The organism is Solirubrobacter soli DSM 22325 (genome assembly GCF_000423665.1).
Classification (GTDB): Bacteria; Actinomycetota; Thermoleophilia; order Solirubrobacterales; family Solirubrobacteraceae; genus Solirubrobacter; species Solirubrobacter soli.
Map to the genome: position 1 here is coordinate 16818 of NZ_AUIK01000039.1, position 16985 is coordinate 33802.

General features: G+C 70.2%; 14 protein-coding genes and 2 tRNA genes. 8 read left to right on the top strand and 8 right to left on the bottom strand.

What is annotated here, in order from left to right; all coding sequences use genetic code 11:
- Window positions 1-14: 14 nt before the first annotated feature.
- Together G569_RS52170 and G569_RS0128075 are read left to right on the top strand one after the other, a co-directional pair.
- Window positions 15-518 carry an RNA polymerase sigma factor gene (locus G569_RS52170; protein WP_053227086.1) on the top strand — a complete coding sequence of 168 codons (504 nt, stop codon included), beginning with the start codon at window positions 15-17 and terminating at the stop codon, window positions 516-518.
- Window positions 503-1375 (top strand): hypothetical protein, encoded by an 873-nt coding sequence (locus G569_RS0128075; protein WP_157592371.1) that lies wholly within the window; start codon window positions 503-505, stop codon window positions 1373-1375. Before G569_RS52170 ends, G569_RS0128075 begins: the two co-directional genes overlap by 16 nt.
- 206 nt (window positions 1376-1581) lie before the next feature.
- On the opposite strand, the gene G569_RS0128080 is transcribed toward G569_RS0128075, so the two are convergent.
- Together G569_RS0128080 and G569_RS0128085 are read right to left on the bottom strand one after the other, a co-directional pair.
- On the bottom strand, window positions 1582-2589 hold the full coding sequence (locus G569_RS0128080) for a sigma-70 family RNA polymerase sigma factor (RefSeq protein WP_028065895.1): 1008 nt from the start codon (window positions 2587-2589) through the stop codon (window positions 1582-1584).
- Window positions 2590-2957: 368 nt separating this feature from the next.
- Window positions 2958-3030 (bottom strand) — tRNA-Ile (locus tag G569_RS0128085).
- Between the two features lie 68 nt (window positions 3031-3098).
- Between G569_RS0128085 and G569_RS0128090 the strand changes: the two genes are divergently transcribed.
- On the top strand, window positions 3099-3800 hold the full coding sequence (locus tag G569_RS0128090; protein ID WP_028065896.1) for a hypothetical protein: 702 nt from the start codon (window positions 3099-3101) through the stop codon (window positions 3798-3800).
- On the opposite strand, the gene G569_RS0128095 is transcribed toward G569_RS0128090, so the two are convergent.
- Complete coding sequence (locus tag G569_RS0128095; RefSeq protein WP_028065897.1) at window positions 3754-4908, bottom strand: hypothetical protein; 1155 nt, start codon at window positions 4906-4908, stop codon at window positions 3754-3756. The genes G569_RS0128090 and G569_RS0128095 overlap by 47 nt on opposite strands.
- A 180-nt stretch (window positions 4909-5088) precedes the next feature.
- On the opposite strand from G569_RS0128095, the gene G569_RS52175 reads away from it, so the two are divergent.
- Genes G569_RS52175 through G569_RS0128120 form a run of 5 tightly spaced genes read left to right on the top strand, consistent with a single transcriptional unit; the run spans window position 5089 to window position 8858 of the window.
- The gene (locus G569_RS52175) at window positions 5089-5799 is read left to right on the top strand and encodes an HD-GYP domain-containing protein (protein ID WP_169542261.1); all 711 of its coding nucleotides are present in this window, start codon (window positions 5089-5091) and stop codon (window positions 5797-5799) included.
- Window positions 5796-6170: a response regulator gene (locus G569_RS0128105; protein WP_028065898.1), complete on the top strand. Its 375-nt coding sequence runs from the start codon at window positions 5796-5798 to the stop codon at window positions 6168-6170. The genes G569_RS52175 and G569_RS0128105 overlap by 4 nt, the downstream gene beginning before the upstream one ends.
- On the top strand, window positions 6167-7207 hold the full coding sequence (locus G569_RS0128110) for an LLM class F420-dependent oxidoreductase (protein ID WP_028065899.1): 1041 nt from the start codon (window positions 6167-6169) through the stop codon (window positions 7205-7207). Before G569_RS0128105 ends, G569_RS0128110 begins: the two co-directional genes overlap by 4 nt.
- Window positions 7204-7671, top strand: coding sequence for a GNAT family N-acetyltransferase (locus tag G569_RS59100; RefSeq protein ID WP_028065900.1), 468 nt, complete (start codon window positions 7204-7206; stop codon window positions 7669-7671). The genes G569_RS0128110 and G569_RS59100 overlap by 4 nt, the downstream gene beginning before the upstream one ends.
- Window positions 7668-8858, top strand: coding sequence for a glycosyltransferase (locus G569_RS0128120; RefSeq protein ID WP_211233106.1), 1191 nt, complete (start codon window positions 7668-7670; stop codon window positions 8856-8858). The genes G569_RS59100 and G569_RS0128120 overlap by 4 nt, the downstream gene beginning before the upstream one ends.
- An 18-nt stretch (window positions 8859-8876) precedes the next feature.
- Here G569_RS0128120 and G569_RS0128125 read toward each other — a convergent pair whose 3' ends face one another.
- The 5 genes from G569_RS0128125 to ppdK form a co-directional block, all read right to left on the bottom strand.
- Window positions 8877-10976, bottom strand: a complete 2100-nt coding sequence (locus G569_RS0128125; protein ID WP_028065902.1) for a PQQ-dependent sugar dehydrogenase — start codon at window positions 10974-10976, stop codon at window positions 8877-8879.
- A 179-nt stretch (window positions 10977-11155) separates the two neighbouring features.
- A tRNA-Asn gene (locus tag G569_RS0128130) sits at window positions 11156-11228 on the bottom strand.
- 121 nt (window positions 11229-11349) lie between these two features.
- Window positions 11350-13233 carry a DNA primase gene (gene dnaG, locus G569_RS52185; RefSeq protein ID WP_037499799.1) on the bottom strand — a complete coding sequence of 628 codons (1884 nt, stop codon included), beginning with the start codon at window positions 13231-13233 and terminating at the stop codon, window positions 11350-11352.
- Entirely contained in the window at window positions 13233-14240 is a 1008-nt protein-coding gene (locus G569_RS52190; protein WP_053227089.1) for a deoxyguanosinetriphosphate triphosphohydrolase, read from the bottom strand. Before G569_RS52190 ends, dnaG begins: the two co-directional genes overlap by 1 nt.
- Before the next feature lie 73 nt (window positions 14241-14313).
- Complete coding sequence (gene ppdK, locus G569_RS0128145) at window positions 14314-16983, bottom strand: pyruvate, phosphate dikinase (protein WP_028065903.1); 2670 nt, start codon at window positions 16981-16983, stop codon at window positions 14314-14316.
- Between the last annotated feature and the right edge of the window lie 2 nt (window positions 16984-16985).

Here is a 16985-nt window from a genome sequence, read left to right on the forward strand (position 1 = left end):
GACACTTACCCGGCGTGGACTTCGAAGACCTCTACCGGACGACCTATCCACGGGTCCTGGCCTACGCCCGCTCGGTGGCGTCACGAGAGGACGCGGACGACGCCGTGGCGGAGACCTACGCGACGGCTTGGCGCCGGCAACGCGACATCCCTGCCGGCGCCGAGCTCGGCTGGTTGATCGGCGTCGCGCGCCGTGTGCTGGCCAACGCACGTCGTAGCCGTCGCCGCTCCGGTGCCCTGCATGCGCTCCTGGACCTCCAGCCGCGCGAGCTCGGTCCAGACCCGGCCGACCGAATCGACTCCGGTGAGTTGCGCGACGCGCTGCTCGCGCTCTCGCCGCTCGACCGGGAGGCGGTCGTCTTCACAGCCTGGTTCGACCTCTCATGCGCCGACGCCGCCGAGGCGCTCGGCATCACCCCGGCGGCGTTCCGGATGCGCTCGGCGCGGGCGCGCCGCCGGTTGCGCGCCGCCCTCACCCCCGTTGCCAGCAAGGAGCAACCTCGATGGGAAACACCGTGATCGACGACCGTCTGCGCGCAAGCCGCCCTGAGGCCGCGCGCGTCGACGACGACGCGTTCGACGCCGATCTGCTCGCGAACGTCCAGCGCCTGCCCGTCGAGCCCCGCCGAGCCGTGTCGCGCCGCCTCGTTGTGCCAGTTGCGACCGCGGGCGTCACCCTGGCGATGGCCGCGACGCTGCTCTTCGCCGGCGGTCCGGGTGACATCGGCGGTCCGTCGTCGGCCGCCGCGATCGAGCAGGCCATGCACTGGTTCAACCCGCCGGCCGGGACCACGCTGCACGTCCGCAGCGTCGAGACGCAAGGGGACCGCACCACGATTCGCGAGTCGTGGCAGTCCGCCGATGATCCCGCGGCCGACCGCGAGGTGGTCGACGGCCCGGTCCGCTACGAGACCACACGCGAGGGGATCTATGACCCCTCCACCAACACGATCTACAAGGCGGACGTGCGCCCGCCGAAGGACGACCCGATCGCGCAGATCGTCGGCGACCCGGTGGTCAAGAAGGTCAAGTTCCTCCTCCAGAACGGCGACATGACCGTCGTCGGGCGCGAGCGCCTCCACGGGCAAGACGCGTGGAAGATCTCCCTCACGCCAGACGCCGGCCGCCCCGCGTGGTCGGTGTGGGTCTCCACGGCCGACGGCAAGCCGCTCGAGTTGCAAGACCCCGGACGCGACGCCAACGAGGCCCCGTCGACGATCCGCTGGGAGACGTACGAGGTCCTCGACGGAGCGGACGCCGCCCAGCTCACGACGCTCGAGGGCGCACACCCGACCGCGAAGGTCGCGCGCGACAGCGAGGCGGGCGACGCCTTGTGGCAGCGCGTCTACGGGACCAAGCCGCCGCGGGCCAAGTAGTCACGACTCCCTCGGCCGCCGACGCGTCGTCGGCGGCCGAGGGCACGGCACCGAAGCTGACGGGGACTTGGCAAAGGCCTGTGGGCCTCGCGGACGTGCCTTCGCCCGGTCGTCATGCAGATGATGATGTCTGTCTATGACGAGTCCGTGGCCGCCGCCGACGTGATCGTCGACCAACGCTGAGGGTTCTCGCGTTGAGCGAGTGGCTACCACGGAATCGTTCGGGGGAGTCCGAAGTGCGGTAGGGCGCTGGTCGGGGCGAAGCGGGTGATGTGCGAGATGCGGTCGCCGTCGAGGGTCAGCACGAGCAGCGAGAGCGCGCGGCCGACGTCGGTGTGTGGGTCTTTGACGTATTGGGCGAACGCGGGTTGTGAGTTGGCCCGCGTCGGGATGAGGCGGTGGCGGTCGTCTCCCCGTCTCGCGAAGGCATGGGCGATGAACTGCTTGATCGCGTTGTGGCCGTAGTACCCGTAAGGCTCCGGGGGCATCGTCCACCACGCGTCCTCGGCCAGCAGCGCGACGATCGGTTCTACGTCTCCGCGCTCGAATGCGTCCGCGAACCGCGCGACGAGCTCGTGTTCTTGGGCTGATCGGGGGAGCGGCGCTCGGTCCTGCGCCCGCGGCCCGCCCTCCTCGATCGTCGCGCGGGCGCGGATGAGCGCGCTGTTCACCGACGTCGGGGTGACATCGAGCATCGCGGCGACCTCACTGGCGGAGAACCCCAGCACGTCGCGGAGCACGAGCACGGCGCGCTGGCGCGGCGGGAGGCGATGGAGCGCGGTGAGGAACGCGAGCGTGACCGCCTCGCGGGTCTCGTAGCGGGCCTCCGGACCGGCCGTGCCGTCGACGATGCCCTCCAGCAGCGCGTCGGGGTAGGGCTCCAGCCACAGCACCTCGCCGTAGCGGGTCGGCTCCGGGGGTGTGGATGCCGGCGCCGCCGCTACCGCGGGGCGTCTACCGCCGTCGCGCAGCATGTTCAGACAGCGGTTCGTGGCGATCCGGTACAGCCAGGAGCGCAGCGTCGAGCGCTCCTCGAACGACTCCAACGCTCTCCACGCGGACAGAAGTGTCTCCTGCACCGCGTCCTCGGCGTCCTGCACCTGGCCGAGGATCCGGTAGCAGTGCAGCTGCAGCTCGCGCCGGTAGGGGTCCGTGAGCGCCGCGAACGCCTGATGGTCGCCCGCACGGGCTCGGATCAGAGCGCTCTCGTTCACGAGCGAAGTCTGGCATCGCGGCTCACAACCATTGCGACACCACCGCTGCTCGAAATTCGTCGGCGAGTTTCGCCCACACGCCGGTCAGAACCGCAACAGGCACATTCGTGAAAGCAGGCGCAAATCGACGGCACGACCCTCTCGTGGAGCAAGTCCCCCCTCGAGGCGCGTGACCCGGTTGTCGTCGACGTCCTCGGTCGTGATCGAGCCGGCCCGCGTACTCGCCCCGAAGTGCGGGATCAGCCTGCCCGGGCGACGTTGCGCGCATCCCAGAGGGCGTAGCACTCGCGAGGCTTCCACCGAACCTGGAAGTGCCCGTCGTCGTGTGCGCCTCCGAGAACGTCTAGAGAGCGCTTACGTTTCAGTGATGGGCCAGGGAGGATTCGAACCTCCGCGCGACGGATTATGAGTCCGCTGCTCTAACCGCTGAGCTACTGGCCCGTGCTCGCCGGGTGAAGCCTAATCGCGTTCTTACGGTTCTCTGACGGAGCGGCGGTTGACTGACTCTCATGTCCAACTCCGCCAAGCGCAAGCTCGCGGTGGGTGCGGCCGGTCTCGCGGTTCTGGCGGGAGGTGGCGGCGCGTATGCCGCCGGGACGTCGTCCTCGACTCCCACCACGCCCGCGGCGAAACAGGCCGACCACGCTGCCGAGCAGAAAGCCTTCCTCGATGACGTCGCCAAGCGGCTGAACGTCACACGCGATCAGCTCGACGCGGCCATCAAGGGTGCCGCGGAGGCGCGGATCGACGCGGCCGTGGCCGCCGGCAAGCTCACCAAGGAACAGGGTGACGAGGCCAAGAAGCGGCTCGACAGCGGCGCGCCGCTGTTCGGGTTCGGCGGACGTGGCGGACCGGGCGGCCCCGGCGGGCCGGGCTTCGGTCATGGCGGTCCCGGCGGGCCGGGTCACTTCGGCTTCGGCCTCGGCCTGGACACGGCGGCGACGTACCTCGGCCTGAGCGAGGACGCGCTGCGCACGCAGCTGGAGAACGGCAAGTCGCTCGCGGACGTCGCGAAGGCGCAGAACAAGGACGTCGCCGGCCTGAAGACGGCGATGAAGGACGCGGTGACCAAGCAGCTCGACCAGGCGATCACCGACAAGAAGCTCACCGCCGATCAGAAGGCGAAGATCCTGGCCGACATCGACAAGCGGCTCGACGACGTCATCAACGGCACGCTGCCGAAGCGCCCCGACAGGCCGCACTGGCCGTAGACAACACTCGACGAGCGAGCGCCGGGGTGGGCGCGAGCACGAGCGTGACGGTGTCGCCGTGGGCCTCCACGGTGGCACCGTCGACACGCAACGCCGCCCGGAACTCGCGCGCGTCGCGCTCGGTGTCCCAGCGCCAGCGCATGATCAGCAGGTCGTTCTCCCTGCAGGGCGGCGACCCGCACTCGCCACGCTGCCAGAGCTCGTAGCGGTCCCCGCCCCAGCCGGCGGCGGCCGCGTCGTCGCCCCCGAGCAGCTCGCGCGTCTGCCACTCGCCCCAGGTGCCGGCGGCCACGCGCCGCCAGTCGTCGTGCAGGCCGACGTCGTAGGCGACCCGCATCGGCTTCTCCACGGCCACCCACTTCTCCGGGTGCATCACCTGCTCCGTGCTGTCCGGCACGCGGACCCGGTCGGCGAGGTCGACGAGCTTCCACGACCCGCCGCCGGTGCGTCGCAGCGACTGGACGAACTGCGCGCCGCCGATGTACGGCCAGATCAGCTGGTCCTGGAGGAACCGGGGCAGGTCCGGCCCGGTCTCCAGCGCCGACGCGAGCAGCCCGCCGAGCGCCTTCTCGGCGCCGATGTAGCGCACGAGGTAGTCCTGCATGACCGCAGTGGCGGTCCCCTCCACGAGCGCGAGGCGGGCGAGCGCGGCGTCGTCGCTCTCCCCCTCGGAGAGGGCCAACCCGAAGCGCTGGTCCTCGAGCGCGTGGGTCAGCTCGTGTGACAGAACCATTTCGCTCAGCGCGTCCGGTGTCGTCCCGGCGACAATCCGCAGCCGCTTTGAACGCGGGTCGTAGTAGCCGGCGACGCCCTCGCCGAACACGGACGCGGAGATCGAGCGCAGGTCGACGCCCGGCTCGATCAGCCCGAGCAGCTTCAGGACCTCCTCGTCGGCCTTGCGGCGCGCCTCGGGGTAGGAGCGGTCGAGGTCCTCGAGGCCTTCGCGACGCGCCTGCGCAGGGGAAACGGTCTGCGGAACGGGCCGGGTCTCGAACTTCAGGCCGCGCAGCGCCTCCACCCGCGTGGCGATCGTCGAGACGGGCGCCGCAGGCTCCGCGGAACGCCTCGGAGCGGGCTCGCCGGCGAGCACCAGGAGCACCACGAGCACCGCAAGAATCGTCCCAATCGCAACCCAAACCTCGCGCATGTGGCCAAAAGCGTAGGCCGCAGTAGATCGCAGCAAGATCCGGTACTGCGCTGCGTTGGAGCGCTCAGTAGGCTAATTCGAGCGTTGGCGGGCCCCGATGGTGAGGAAATGAGCGCCGGTACCGGTGAGGAGACGGTTCCCATGCTTCGGGCAAGGCTCGAACGCACGGAACAACAAGCAGCATCCCGTCAGCGCCAGCTGGAGCGCTATGCCGCCGATCTCCGAGAGGTCTTCAAACAGGAACGAGCCCGCGCGCAGGAGCTTCGCCGCTCCTATCGGGCGACGGTCCGAGCGCTGTCGAACGCCGTCGAGGCCCGCGACGCGTACACCGGCAAGCATGCCGAGCGCGTCACCGCCTACGGGATGGAGCTGGCCCGCGCCGTCGGGATCTCGCTCGAGGAGTCCCCGCAGATCGAGTTCGGGTTCCTGCTGCACGACATCGGCAAGGTCGCCGTCCCGGACGCGATCCTGTTCAAGACCAGCCGCCTTACGGATGAGGAGTACACGCTGATCGCCCAGCACCCTGTGGTCGGAGCCGAGATCCTTCGCGATGTGGACTTTCTCGGGGAGGGCAAGCTCGTCGTGCGTCACCACCACGAGCGGTGGGACGGCACGGGCTACCCGGACGGGCTCGCCGGCGAGGAGATCCCGCTGGCGGCGCGCGTCTTCTCCGTCGCCGACACCCTCGACGCCCTGACCACGGACCGCCCGTACCGCCCGGCGTCGACCTGGTCGCACGCGCGCGACGAGATCCGCCGCGTCTCGGGGACGCAGTTCGATCCGGCCGTGGTGGCGGCGTTCGAGGCGATCCCGGACGCCGAGTTCGAGCGCCTTCGAGCGGGGGCGCTGTGACGCGGACGATCCTGATCGTCGACGACGACCCGATGATCCGCAAGCTGATCGCGACCACGCTCGAGGACATCTCGGGATACCGACTGCAGGAGGCCGGCGACGGCGTCGAGGCGCTCGAGCGCGCCGTGACCGCACGTCCGGAGATCGTTTTCCTCGACGTCGACATGCCACGGCTGAACGGGATCGAGACGTGCCGACGTCTGCGTTCTGACCCGGCCACCGCGGGTGCGACGATCGTGATGCTGACGGGCGACTCCGGCGACGTCGTCGAGCGCGGTGCCCAGGACGCGGGCGCGGATCTGTTCCTGACCAAGCCGTTCTCGCCGCTGCACCTGCTGCGGCTCGTCGACCGGATCGGCGCGACCCGCTGAAGCTCGGGGTCCACATCGGCTACTGGGGCCTCGGCCTCACCGCCCAGCAGCAGCTCGAGCTGGTATTGGAGGCCGAGCGGCTGGGCTACGACTCGGTCTGGACCGCGGAGGCCTACGGCTCCGACGCGGCGACGATCCTCGCGTGGCTGGCGCAGGCGACGACGACGATCAAGCTCGGGTCCGCGATCTTCCAGATGCCCGGCCGCAGCGCCGCGATGACCGCGATGACGGCCGCGACGATCGATCAGCTCTCGGACGGGCGGATGCTGCTCGGGATCGGCTCGAGCGGGCCGCAGGTGGCCGAGGGCTGGCACGGGCAGCGGTTCGCTCGTCAGCTGCAGCGCACGCGCGAGTACGTCGATGTCGTCCGGATGGCGCTCGCGCGTGAGCGGGTGGTCTACGACGGCGAGACGCTGACGCTGCCGCTCCCGGACGGGCCCGGGAAGGCGCTGAAGCTGACCATCTCCCCCGTCCAGGAGAAGATCCCGATCTACATCGCCGCGATCGGGCCCAAGAACACGACGCTGGCGGCGGAGATCTCCGACGGCTGGCTGCCGACGCTCTTCTCGCCTGAGCACGTGGGCGAGTTCCGGCCGCTGCTGGAGGAGGGGTTCGCCCGCGCGGGCGGCGGCAAGGGGTTCGACGACTTCGACATCGTTCCCACGGTCACCGCGATGGTGTCCGACGACCGCGAGTCCGCCCGCGACGCGATGCGCCACTACGTCGCCCTCTACGTCGGCGGCATGGGGTCGCGCAAGCAGAACTTCTACAACGCGCTCGTCCGCCGTTATGGCTTCGAGGACGCCGCGGAGCGGGTGCAGGAGCTGTACCTCGAGGGTCGCAAGGACGAAGCGGCGGCCGCTTTGCCGGGGGAGCTGATCGACACGCTGTGCCTGGTCGGCCCGCGCGACTTCGTCCGCGAGCGGATCGCCGTCTATCGCGAGGCCGGCGTCGGGACGCTGATGATCTCGCCGATGGCGTGGACGTTCGAGGAGCGGCTGGCGCAGCTGCGCGCGGTGGCCGAGCTGGCCGAGTGAACCTGCGGCCGCTGACCGCGGGGGACGTGGAGGCGCTGACGGAGCTCTCGCGCATCTGCGACGAGACGTATCTGGAGTGGACGCCGCCGGGCTGGGCGGTCCCGGCGATCCCGCCGAACTGGCTCGACCGCTACCTCACCGAGCACGCGTGGGGACTGCTCGGGTGGGACGGAGCCGCGTTGATCGCCTCGGTGGCGTTCCGGCCGCAATCGACTGAGCTCGCGCACCTCGGGCAGCTGCTCGTCCACCCCTCCAGGTGGCGCCAGGGCATCGCCTCGCGGCTGCTGGGGCTCGCCGAGGACGAGATGCGCACGCGGGGGTTCGTCCGCGAGCAGCTGTGGACGCCGAAGGGCGCGCCCGCGGAGCACTTCTACCTGGCGCACGGCTGGGAGCGGGACGGCCGCCGTGAGTGGCATCCGTGGGCGGGCCTGGAGATGGTCGGCTACGCGAAGGCGTTGGCGTGAGGGTGCTGCTCGGCGCGTTCGGCGACCCCGGCCACGCGTTCCCGATCATCGCCCTCGGGTCCGAGCTCGTCGCGCGCGGCCACGACGTCGGGATCGAGACGTGGCGCAAGTGGCAGCCGCATTGCGAGGCGGCGGGAATGACGTTCGCCGCGGCGCCGGAGTACCAGGTCTTCCCCACCCGCGAGGTGCCGCTGAAGCCGTACGAGGCCGCGGTGCGGGCCGCGGTCACCACGCGGGAGTTCGTGCGCTCGTTCGCGCCGGACGTGGTCGTCTCGGACATCCTCACCTGCGCGCCGGCGCTCGCAGCGGAGCTCGAGGACGTGCCCGTGGCCACCGTGGTCCCGCACGTGTTCCCGGATCTGGCGCCCGGGCTGCCGCCGTTCTCGATCGGCGCGCGGCGACCGAGGACGCGGGTTGGCGCTCGCCTGTGGGGCATCGCGGACCGCGCCGTGGCGCTCGGGCTCGAACAGGGGCGGGTGGAGTACAACGACGCCCGCGCGCGGCTCGGTCTCGCGCCGTTGCCGTACGTGCACACCGGTCTGTCCCGCTCGCTGACGCTGGTGGCGACCCTGCCGCAACTCGAGTATCCGCGTTCCTGGCCGTCCTGGTGTCACGTGGTCGGCCCGCTGCTGTGGGAACCGGGCGGGCCGCTGGTCGAGCCCGTCGCCGGCTCGGACCCCGTCGTCCTGGTGGCGCCCTCCACCTCGCAGGACCCTTCGGGGTCGCTGGTGCGCGCCTGTCTGGAGGGGCTCGCGGACGAGCCGGTGCGGGTGATCGCGATCGGCGACCCGGCGGTCGTCGCGCCGCCCGCGAACGCGATCGTGGTCTCCTGGATGTCCTACGCGCGCACGATGCCGCGGTGCGACCTCGTCGTCACCCACGGCGGCCACGGGACACTCGCGCGGGCACTCGTCTCGGGCTGCCCGGTGCTCGTGGTCCCTGCCGGCGGCGACATGGCCGAGAACGCCGCGCGGGTGGACTGGGCGGGCGTCGGGGTGCGGCTCGCGCCGCGGTTCTGCACGCCGTGGGGCGTGCGGCTGGCGGTGCGGCGGGCGTTGTCGCGCCCGGCATTGCGTACGCGCACCGCGTCGATCGCGTCGTGGTCGTTCGCGAACCCGGGTCCCGCGCGCGCCGCGGCCCAGCTGGAGCGCTGGGCCGCGACGATCGCCGCACCTAAAGGGGCCTGACCCCTTTATGTTCGCGGCCTACGGGGCCGGCGGTGTGGGTGTCGGGGTCGGGCCCGCGCTCGGGACGATCCGAACCTGATCCGACCCGGTCAGGCCGGGCGTGTCGCCCTCGCCGGGGTCGGTGTAGGAGGCGACGAACACGGCGCTGAGGTTGGCCGCGCCCGCGTGGCCGCCGTCGAGGAACGTCTTGATCGAGCCCGTGCAGCCCGCGGTCGAGGACTGCGGGTGGCCGTGCGTCTCGTGGCCGAGCACGAACGCGACGCTGACCTTCGAGCAGTCCACCGGCGTGTCGTCGGTGACCTTGACCTCGTAGGTGACGGTGTCGCCGAACGCGAACGGGCCGGCCTCGCCCGGCGTCGTGGTCAGCTCGACGACCGGCTTGGCGTTGCCGACCAGCACCTGGACCTCCGCGTTCGCACTGCGGCCCGTGCGGTCCGAGACCCGGAGGTTCGCCCGGTAGGTGCCGTTCTTGGCGTAGGTGAACGTCGGGTTGGCCTCTGTCGAGTCGACCTTGCCGTCGGACTCGAAGTCCCACGCGTAGGCGATCGGGTCGCCGTCGGGGTCAGTGGTCCCGGCGCTCGAGAACTTGACGGTCAGCGGCGCCCGGCCGGCGGTGACGTCGGCCGCGACCTTCGCGACCGGCGTGTGGTTGCCGCGCACGTAGTTGACCTTCGCCAGCTGCGCGTCCGGGTTCTCGGCGAAGTAGCCGTCGCCGTACTCGAGCACGTAGAGCGCTCCGTCCGGGCCGTACTCGATGTCCATCGGGTTGTCGACTCCGATGTTGACCGGCTGGATCTCGCCGAGCTTGCGGCCGTTGAGGCGAAACTCCTTGATGTAGTCGCGCGACCATTCGTAGAAGAGCGGCACGCCCTTGAAGGTGTTCGGGAACCGGAACGGCGACTTGTTGCCCGGCGCCGGGTCGTAGGCCGGCCCGCCCATCGGGGCGATGCCGCCCGGCGTGCCCTGCGGACCCAACTCGGGGAACAGCGGAGACGCGTCGTAGGAGTACCAGACGTCCGGCTGCGTGACGCTCGGCAGCGTCTTCAGGCCCGTGTTGTAGGGCGAGTCGTTCGTGGGCGCGTTGCAGTTGAACGCCTCACCGGAGGTCTTGGTGGCGAAGTCGTAGTCGATGTAGGGCATCGTCGGCGTGACGCAGTAGGGCCAGCCGAAGTTCGCCGGCTTGCGGACCAGCATCCAGCGGCCCTGGCCCGCCGGGCCGCGGAGCGGGTTGGCCGCGCCGGCGTCGGGCGAGTAGTCGCCCACGTAGACGTCGCCGGTCTTGCGGTTGACCGCGAACCGGAACGGGTTGCGCAGGCCCATCGCGAAGATCTCCGGCTTGGTGCTGGCGGTGCCCTGCGGGAACAGGTTGCCGGGCGGGATCGTGTACCCGCCGCCGTCCTTGGGCCGGATCCGGAGGATCTTGCCGCGCAGGTCGTTCGTGTTGCCGGCGCTGCGGCGGGCGTCGAACGCCGGGTTGCGGTTGGGCGAGTCGTCGATCGGCGTGTAGCCGTCGGACGCGAACGGGTTGGTGTCGTCGCCCGTGCTCAGGAACAGGTTCCCGGCGCCGTCGAAGTCGATGTTGCCGCCCACGTGACAGCAGATCCCCCGATCCACCGGCACCTCGAGGATCTTCTCCTCGGTGTCGAGCTTGAGCGCGTTCCCGACCAGCTTGAAGCGGCTCAGCTGCAGATGGCCCTTGAACGGCGCGAAGTCGGCCGCCGTCCCCGTCTCGGGCGCGTCGCCCTCGTTGGTGACCGGCGTGTTCGGGTCATCGACCGGGGTGTCCAGCGGCGGCGAGTAGTACGCGTAGACCCACCGATTGGTCTCGAAGTTCGGATCGACCGCGACGTTCTGCAGTCCCTCCTCATCGTGCTGGTAGACGTCCAGCGTCCCCGCGAGCGTGTTGAGCCCGTTCCGCGGGTCCCACAGCCGCACCTCGCCCTGCCTGGTCGAATGCAGCACCCGCCCGTCCGGCAGGACGGCCAGGTTCATCGGCTCACCCGGGAAGTCGTCCAGGGTGACCTTCTCGAAGCTCGTCGCCGGCTCCTGCGCCCTCGCTTGCGTGGGCGCTACGAACAGTGCGATGAGCAGCGCGGCCGCGATGGCCTGCTTTCGCATAGATACCTCCCGCTTGGTTCGGGCGGGCATGCGGCTCCCGACGCACAGGACTCCCGCCCCTGCCTTGAACACCTTTAGCCGCGGATGCCTGCGAAATAACGTCCAATCGCGGTCAGATGTCGCTCATGGCGCTCATAAACGCCAAGAGCCGCCCCGAAGGACGGCTCTTGGTCTCTCAGCTCGGGGGGTGGGACTCGAACCCACAACCCTTGGATTAACAGTCCAATGCTCTGCCGATTGAGCTACCCCCGAATGCGGCGGGCCACATAGTAGTAGGCGATCCTCGCGAGCGGCTTCGCCGCTGCTTCGGTCGCTTGAAGAATCGCTTCGCGGATTCTTCTTTGCGACGAGGCCAGGTTCCAGTCCTCGTTGCCTAAGTCAGCCTGTGGCGGATCATGTCGAGCACCCTCTGGCGCTCGACGGCGAGGGCGCCGACGCCGGTCGTGCCGCTCAATCTGGCGTTCGCGATATGGCGCTCCAGGCGGTGCAGATCGAGTTGCAGCGCCTCGAGCTCGAGCTTGGCCGGAGTGGCCTCGAGACGGTTCGCGTCGACCGTGAGCTTGGCCACGAGCCGTGCGAGGTCTTCGTCCCCGCTTGGGAGGTTCGAGCCGGGATGGCGCAGGTGCACGCGCAGGTACTCAGCCGCCTTGCGGCTCGTGGGCGACGAGAAGTAGTCCTCGATGTCGACGGCCGCGAGGCGCTCCTCGCCGTCCTCGGGCAGCGCGATGCAGTACGCCAGGTAGGCCTCCTCGCTCTGCGTGCGGCGGGCGAGGGCGGCGCGAGGGTCCACCGGCTCGGGCGGCTGCGCGGGACGATCGCGGAAACGGTCGCGCCCCTGCGGTCCTCCGCGGCCGCGGCCTTGCGGGCCCCCGCGGCCGTTGCTTCGGCCACGATCGTTCCACCCGCCCTCCCACTGGGGCGCCGGCGCCGGCTGCGCGGGCGTGGTCCCGCGCAGGACCTCGTGGACGACCTGGTCGGAGGTTCCGAGCTTCTGTGCGGTGAACTTGATCAGCTCGTCGCGCAGGACTCCGGCCGGGAGCGGCGCGATGATCCGAACCGCCTCCTGCAAGAGCTCGTCCGCGCTCGGCCCGTCGATCTCGAGCGCGCGCTGGACCAGGAAGCGCTCGATCGGCATCGCGCTCTCCAGCAGCCGGCGCATCTCGTCCTCGCCGGCGTTCTGCACGACGTCCGCAGGGTCCTGCTTGGACGGCAGGCGCACGATCTTGAAGTCGACCGCCCGCGTGCGCCACTTGTCGGACTTCATCAGCGCCGTCAGCGCCTCGAGGCCGCGCTGGGCGGACGCCTGACCCGCGCTGTCCGGGTCCTGGCACAGGAGCGCCTTCGGTGCCAGGCGGGCGATCGCGTCGACCTGCTGCTCGGTCAGCGCGGTTCCCATCTGCGCCACCGTCTCGGGCACACCCGCCTGGTGGAGCGCGATCACGTCCGTGTAGCCCTCGACGATCACCACACGGCCGGCCTTCGCCGCCGCGGCACGGGCCATGTCCTGGCCGTACACGACCCGGCTCTTGTGAAAGAGGTCGCTGTCGGAGGTGTTCAGGTACTTGGGCTGCTGGTCGGCCTTCATCGCCCGCGCGCCGAAGCCGAGGACGTGGCCCTTGGCGTCGGTGAGCGGGAACGTCACGCGGCCGCGGAAGCGGTCGATGTGGCCGGCGCGGCCCCGACTGGGCTGGATCAGGCCCGCGGCGAGCAGCTCGCTCGTGCTGTAGCCCGCCTTTTGCGAGCCGAGCAGCACGCGATCGTAGGCGTCGGGCGCGTAGCCGACGCGATAGGCGCGCAGCGCGTCCTCGTTGAGCCCGCGCTTGTGCAGGTAGTCGCGGGCGAACTGCGCCTCGGGCGATTCCCAGAGCACGCGTACGTAGTACGCCGCCGTGCGCTCCAGCAGCGCGTGCAGCCGCTCGCGCCGCTGCCGGCGCTCGGCCTCCTGCGGGTCCTCGGCCTCGCGCTCGAGCGTGACGTTGGACCGCTCGGCCAGGACCTCCAGCGCCTCGCTGAAGGTCAGCCCCTCCGTGTCCATCACGAAGCGGAACACGTCCCCGCCCGCTCCGCAGCCGAAGCAGTGGTAGACCTTCTCGATCGGGTCGATGCCGAACGACGGCGTCCGCTCCTCGTGGAACGGGCACAGGCCCTGGAGGCGGTTGACGCCGGCGCGCTTGAGCTCCGTGCGCGCGCCGACCAGCTGCTCGAAGTCGACCGCGTCGCGGACGCGCTCGCGCGAGTCGTCGGTGTAGCGAGCCATCAGCGGGCCGGGCCCCGCGGGACGAAGCGCTCGGTCCAGGCCCGGATCGCGAACCGGTCGGTCATCCCGGCCAGGTAGTCGATCACGCGGTCGGCCTCGGGCTTGTCGCCCTCCGGCAGCTCCTCGGGGTGCTCGCAGTAGTAGTCGAACAGGCCGCGCAGCACCCGCTCGAGCTTGGCGTGCTCGACGCGGGCGCGCGGCGCGAGGTAGACGCGTTCGAACATGAAGGAACGCAGGCGGTACATCGCGGGGCCGACGACCGTGCCCTGCGCGATGTCGCCGGCGGCCTCGGAGTGCTCGACGAGATCGCTCACCAGCGTGTCGATGCGAATCGAACCCGTGGGACCGAGGATCGCGATCTCCTCGCTTGGGAGATCGTTCTCGTCGAGCACCCCGGCCCGGACGGCGTCGTCGATGTCGTGATTGATGTAGGCGATCCGGTCCACGAGGCGGACGATCTTGCCCTCGAGCGTCGCGGGCTCGCCGGCGCCGCTGGAGTGGCGCAGGATGCCGTCGCGGACCTGGTCGGTGAGGTTGAGGTCCTCGAGCACGTCGACGACCCGCAGCGAGTGCTCGTTGTGGCGGAAATGGCGGCCGAAGCGCTCTTTGCCGGCCCGGTCGAGGACGTCCTCGCCGATGTGCCCGAACGGCGGGTGGCCGACGTCGTGCCCGAGGCCGATCGCCTCGGTCAGGTCCTCGTTGAGTTTCAGTGCCCGGGCGACCGTCCGGCTGATCCCCGTCACCTCGAGCGTGTGGGTGAGGCGGGTGCGGTAGTGGTCGCCCTCGGGCGCGGTGAACACCTGCGTCTTGTGCTTCAGGCGCCGGAACGCCTTGCTGTGGACGATCCGGTCGCGATCGCGCTGGAACGGCGTCCGCCATGGCGCGTCGCGCTCCGGGCGCTGCCGCCTGGCGGGGTATGACGGCGTGGCGTCCGCCGACAGCCACGCGGCCTCGCGCGCCTGCTGGGCGGCGGCGAAGTCGGTCGTGGTCTCGGGCGGAGCGGTCACGCCTCCATTCTGAACGCCGCAGAGGTCGTTCTCGGGGAACTCCGCAGTTTTGTTGCGAAGTGCGCGTGAATTTCTACGCGTCTGCCCACGAGCGGTCGTTGGCGTGGATGATCGCCGCCTGCGCCGCGGCCACCCGCGCGATCGGCACCCGGAACGGCGAGCAGGACACGTAGTCCAGGCCGGCCATGTGGAAGAACTCGATCGAGTCCGGGTCTCCCCCGTGCTCGCCGCAGATGCCGAGCTTGAGATCGGGGCGCGCCTCGCGCCCGACCCAGGCCGCCAGACGGACCAACCAGCCGACCCCCGGCTTGTCGATCGTCTCGAACGGCGAGCGGTCGATGATCTTGCGCTCCATGTAGACGGGCACGAACTTCGACTCGACGTCGTCGCGAGAGAACCCGAGCGCCGTCTGGGTCAGGTCATTTGTGCCGAAAGAGAAGAAGTCTGCAAATTTTGCGATCAGATCTGCAACAAAACACGCGCGCGGCAGCTCGATCATGGTCCCGACGGTGTAGTCCTCTGTCTCGTGCAACCCCTCCTCGTCGCCGATCCGGACCACGAGCTCCCGCATGATCTCCAGCTCGTGCTCGTAGTCCACGAGCGGGATCATGATCTCGGGGTGCGGCGGCTCGTCCATCGCCTTCGCCGCCCGCATGATCGCCTTGACCTGCATCTCGTAGATCTCGGGGTAGAGGATCCCGAGGCGGCACCCGCGCGTGCCCAGCATCGGGTTCTCCTCGGAGATCTTCTCCGTCGTCTGCATCAGCAGCTCGAGCTCGTCCAGGTCGTCCGTCTGCTCGATCCGCGCCCGCTCGACCTGCGCCGCAAGCTCCTGCAGGCTCGGGAGGAACTCGTGCAGCGGCGGGTCCAGGAGCCGGATCGTCACCGGAAGCCCCTTCATCGCCTCGAACAGGCCCTCGAAGTCCTCCTGCTGAAGCGGCAGCAGCGCCGCCAGCGCTTCGCGGCGCGCGTCGACGTCGCGGGCCATGATCATGCGGCGCATCTTCGGCTGCCGGTCCTCGGCCATGAACATGTGCTCGGTCCGGCACAGCCCGATGCCCTCCGCGCCCAGCTCGCGCGCCTTGCGCGCGTCGTGCGGCGTGTCGGCGTTGGTGCGGATCCCCAGGCGCCGGGTCTCGTCGGCCCAGCCCAGGACGGTCTCGAACGCCTTGAGGATCTCGTCGAACGCCGGGTCATCGGTGGGGTCGACGAGCGGGATGTCGTCGAGCGTGACCTCGCCGGTCGTGCCGTTGATGGCGAGGAAGTCGCCGGCCTTGATGGTGTGCTCGCCGACGCGGATGACCCGCTCCTCGAGGTTGATGTCGAGCTCGGAGGCAGCGGTCACGCACGGGACGCCCATGCCGCGGGCGACCAGCGCGGCGTGGCTGGCCTTGCCGCCCAGGCTCGTGAGGATGCCCTTGGCGGCGTGGAAGCCCGCGACGTCGTTGGCGTTGGTGTCGGGACGGACGAGCACGACGGCCCTGCCGTCCTGCGCCGCCTCCACGGCTTCCTTGGCCGTGAACACGACCTCGCCCTTGGCGCCGCCCGGTGCGGCCGGGACGCCCTTGGCGATCACCGTGTAGTCCGCCTTCGGATCGAACGTCTCGACCAGCAGCGCAGTGAGCATCTCGGCGTCGACCGTCATCAACGCCTGGTCCTTGCCGAGCAGCCCTTCCTCCACCGCGTCGCGAGCGAAGCGCACCGCCGCCTGGGCCGGCCGCTTGGCGTTGCGCGTCTGGAGCATGTAGAGCTGCCCTTCCTCCACCGTGAACTCGGTGTCCTGCATGTCCTCGTAGTGCCGCTCGAGCGTGCGCAGGATGTCCATCAGCTGCGCGTGGGCGTCCGGCAGCCACTCCTTCATCTCGCGGATGTCGCGGGGGGTGCGGGCGCCGGAGACGACGTCCTCGCCTTGTGCGTTCTGGAGGAAGTCGCCGCTGGGCTCGGGCTCGCCGGTGACCTCGTCGCGGCTGAACGCGACGCCGGACCCGGACGTGTCGCCCTTGTTGCCGAAGACCATCTGCTGGACGTTGACCGCGGTGCCCCAGTCGTCCGGGATGCGGTTGATGCGCCGGTAGGCGATGGCCCGCTCGCCGGTCCAGGAGTCGAACACCGCGCGGATCGCCAGCCGCAGCTGCTCGGCGGGGTCCTGGGGGAACTCGTCCCCGGTGTGTTCTTTGTAGAGCGCCTTGAAGCGCTCGGTGAGCGTCTTCAGGTGACCGACGTCAAGCTCGGTGTCCTCCGTCACGTTGGCGTCCTTCTTGACGTTCGAGATCTCCTTTTCGAAGAGCTCGCCGTCGATGCCGCGGCTGACATTGCCGAACATCTGGACGAAGCGCCGGTAGGAGTCCCACGCGAAGCGCTCGTTGTCCGTCGCCTTGCTCAGGCCCTCCACGGAGCGATCGTTCATGCCCAGGTTGAGGACCGTGTCGAGCATGCCGGGCATCGACTCGCGCGCGCCGGACCGCACCGAGACGAGCAGCGGGTCGTCCGCGTCGCCCAGCCGCTTGGCGGTGTGCTCCTGCAGGCGCTCGAGCGCGTCGGCGACCTGGTCGCTCATGCCCTCGGGCTCGCTCTGGTCGGCCTTCATGTACGCGACGCACGCCGCCGTCGTGATCGTGAAGCCGGCGGGGACGCGGTCCGCCCCGAGCACCCGCGTCATCTCGGCGACGTTGGCACCCTTGCCGCCGAGCAGGTCGCGCATGTCCTTCGATCCCTCGGCGAAGTCATAGACCCACTTCTCCATGG

Bases quoted from the DNA above. Each gene is read 5' to 3' on its own strand.
- dnaG (WP_037499799.1), bottom strand. From the start codon at position 13,233: ATGGCTCGCTACACCGACGACTCGCGCGAGCGCGTCCGCGACGCGGTC.
- G569_RS0128075 (WP_157592371.1), top strand. From the start codon at position 503: ATGGGAAACACCGTGATCGACGACCGTCTGCGCGCAAGCCGCCCTGAG.
- ppdK (WP_028065903.1), bottom strand. From the start codon at position 16,983: ATGGAGAAGTGGGTCTATGACTTCGCCGAGGGATCGAAGGACATGCGC.
- G569_RS0128090 (WP_028065896.1), top strand. From the start codon at position 3,099: ATGTCCAACTCCGCCAAGCGCAAGCTCGCGGTGGGTGCGGCCGGTCTC.
- G569_RS52175 (WP_169542261.1), top strand. From the start codon at position 5,089: ATGCTTCGGGCAAGGCTCGAACGCACGGAACAACAAGCAGCATCCCGT.
- G569_RS0128125 (WP_028065902.1), bottom strand. From the start codon at position 10,976: ATGCGAAAGCAGGCCATCGCGGCCGCGCTGCTCATCGCACTGTTCGTA.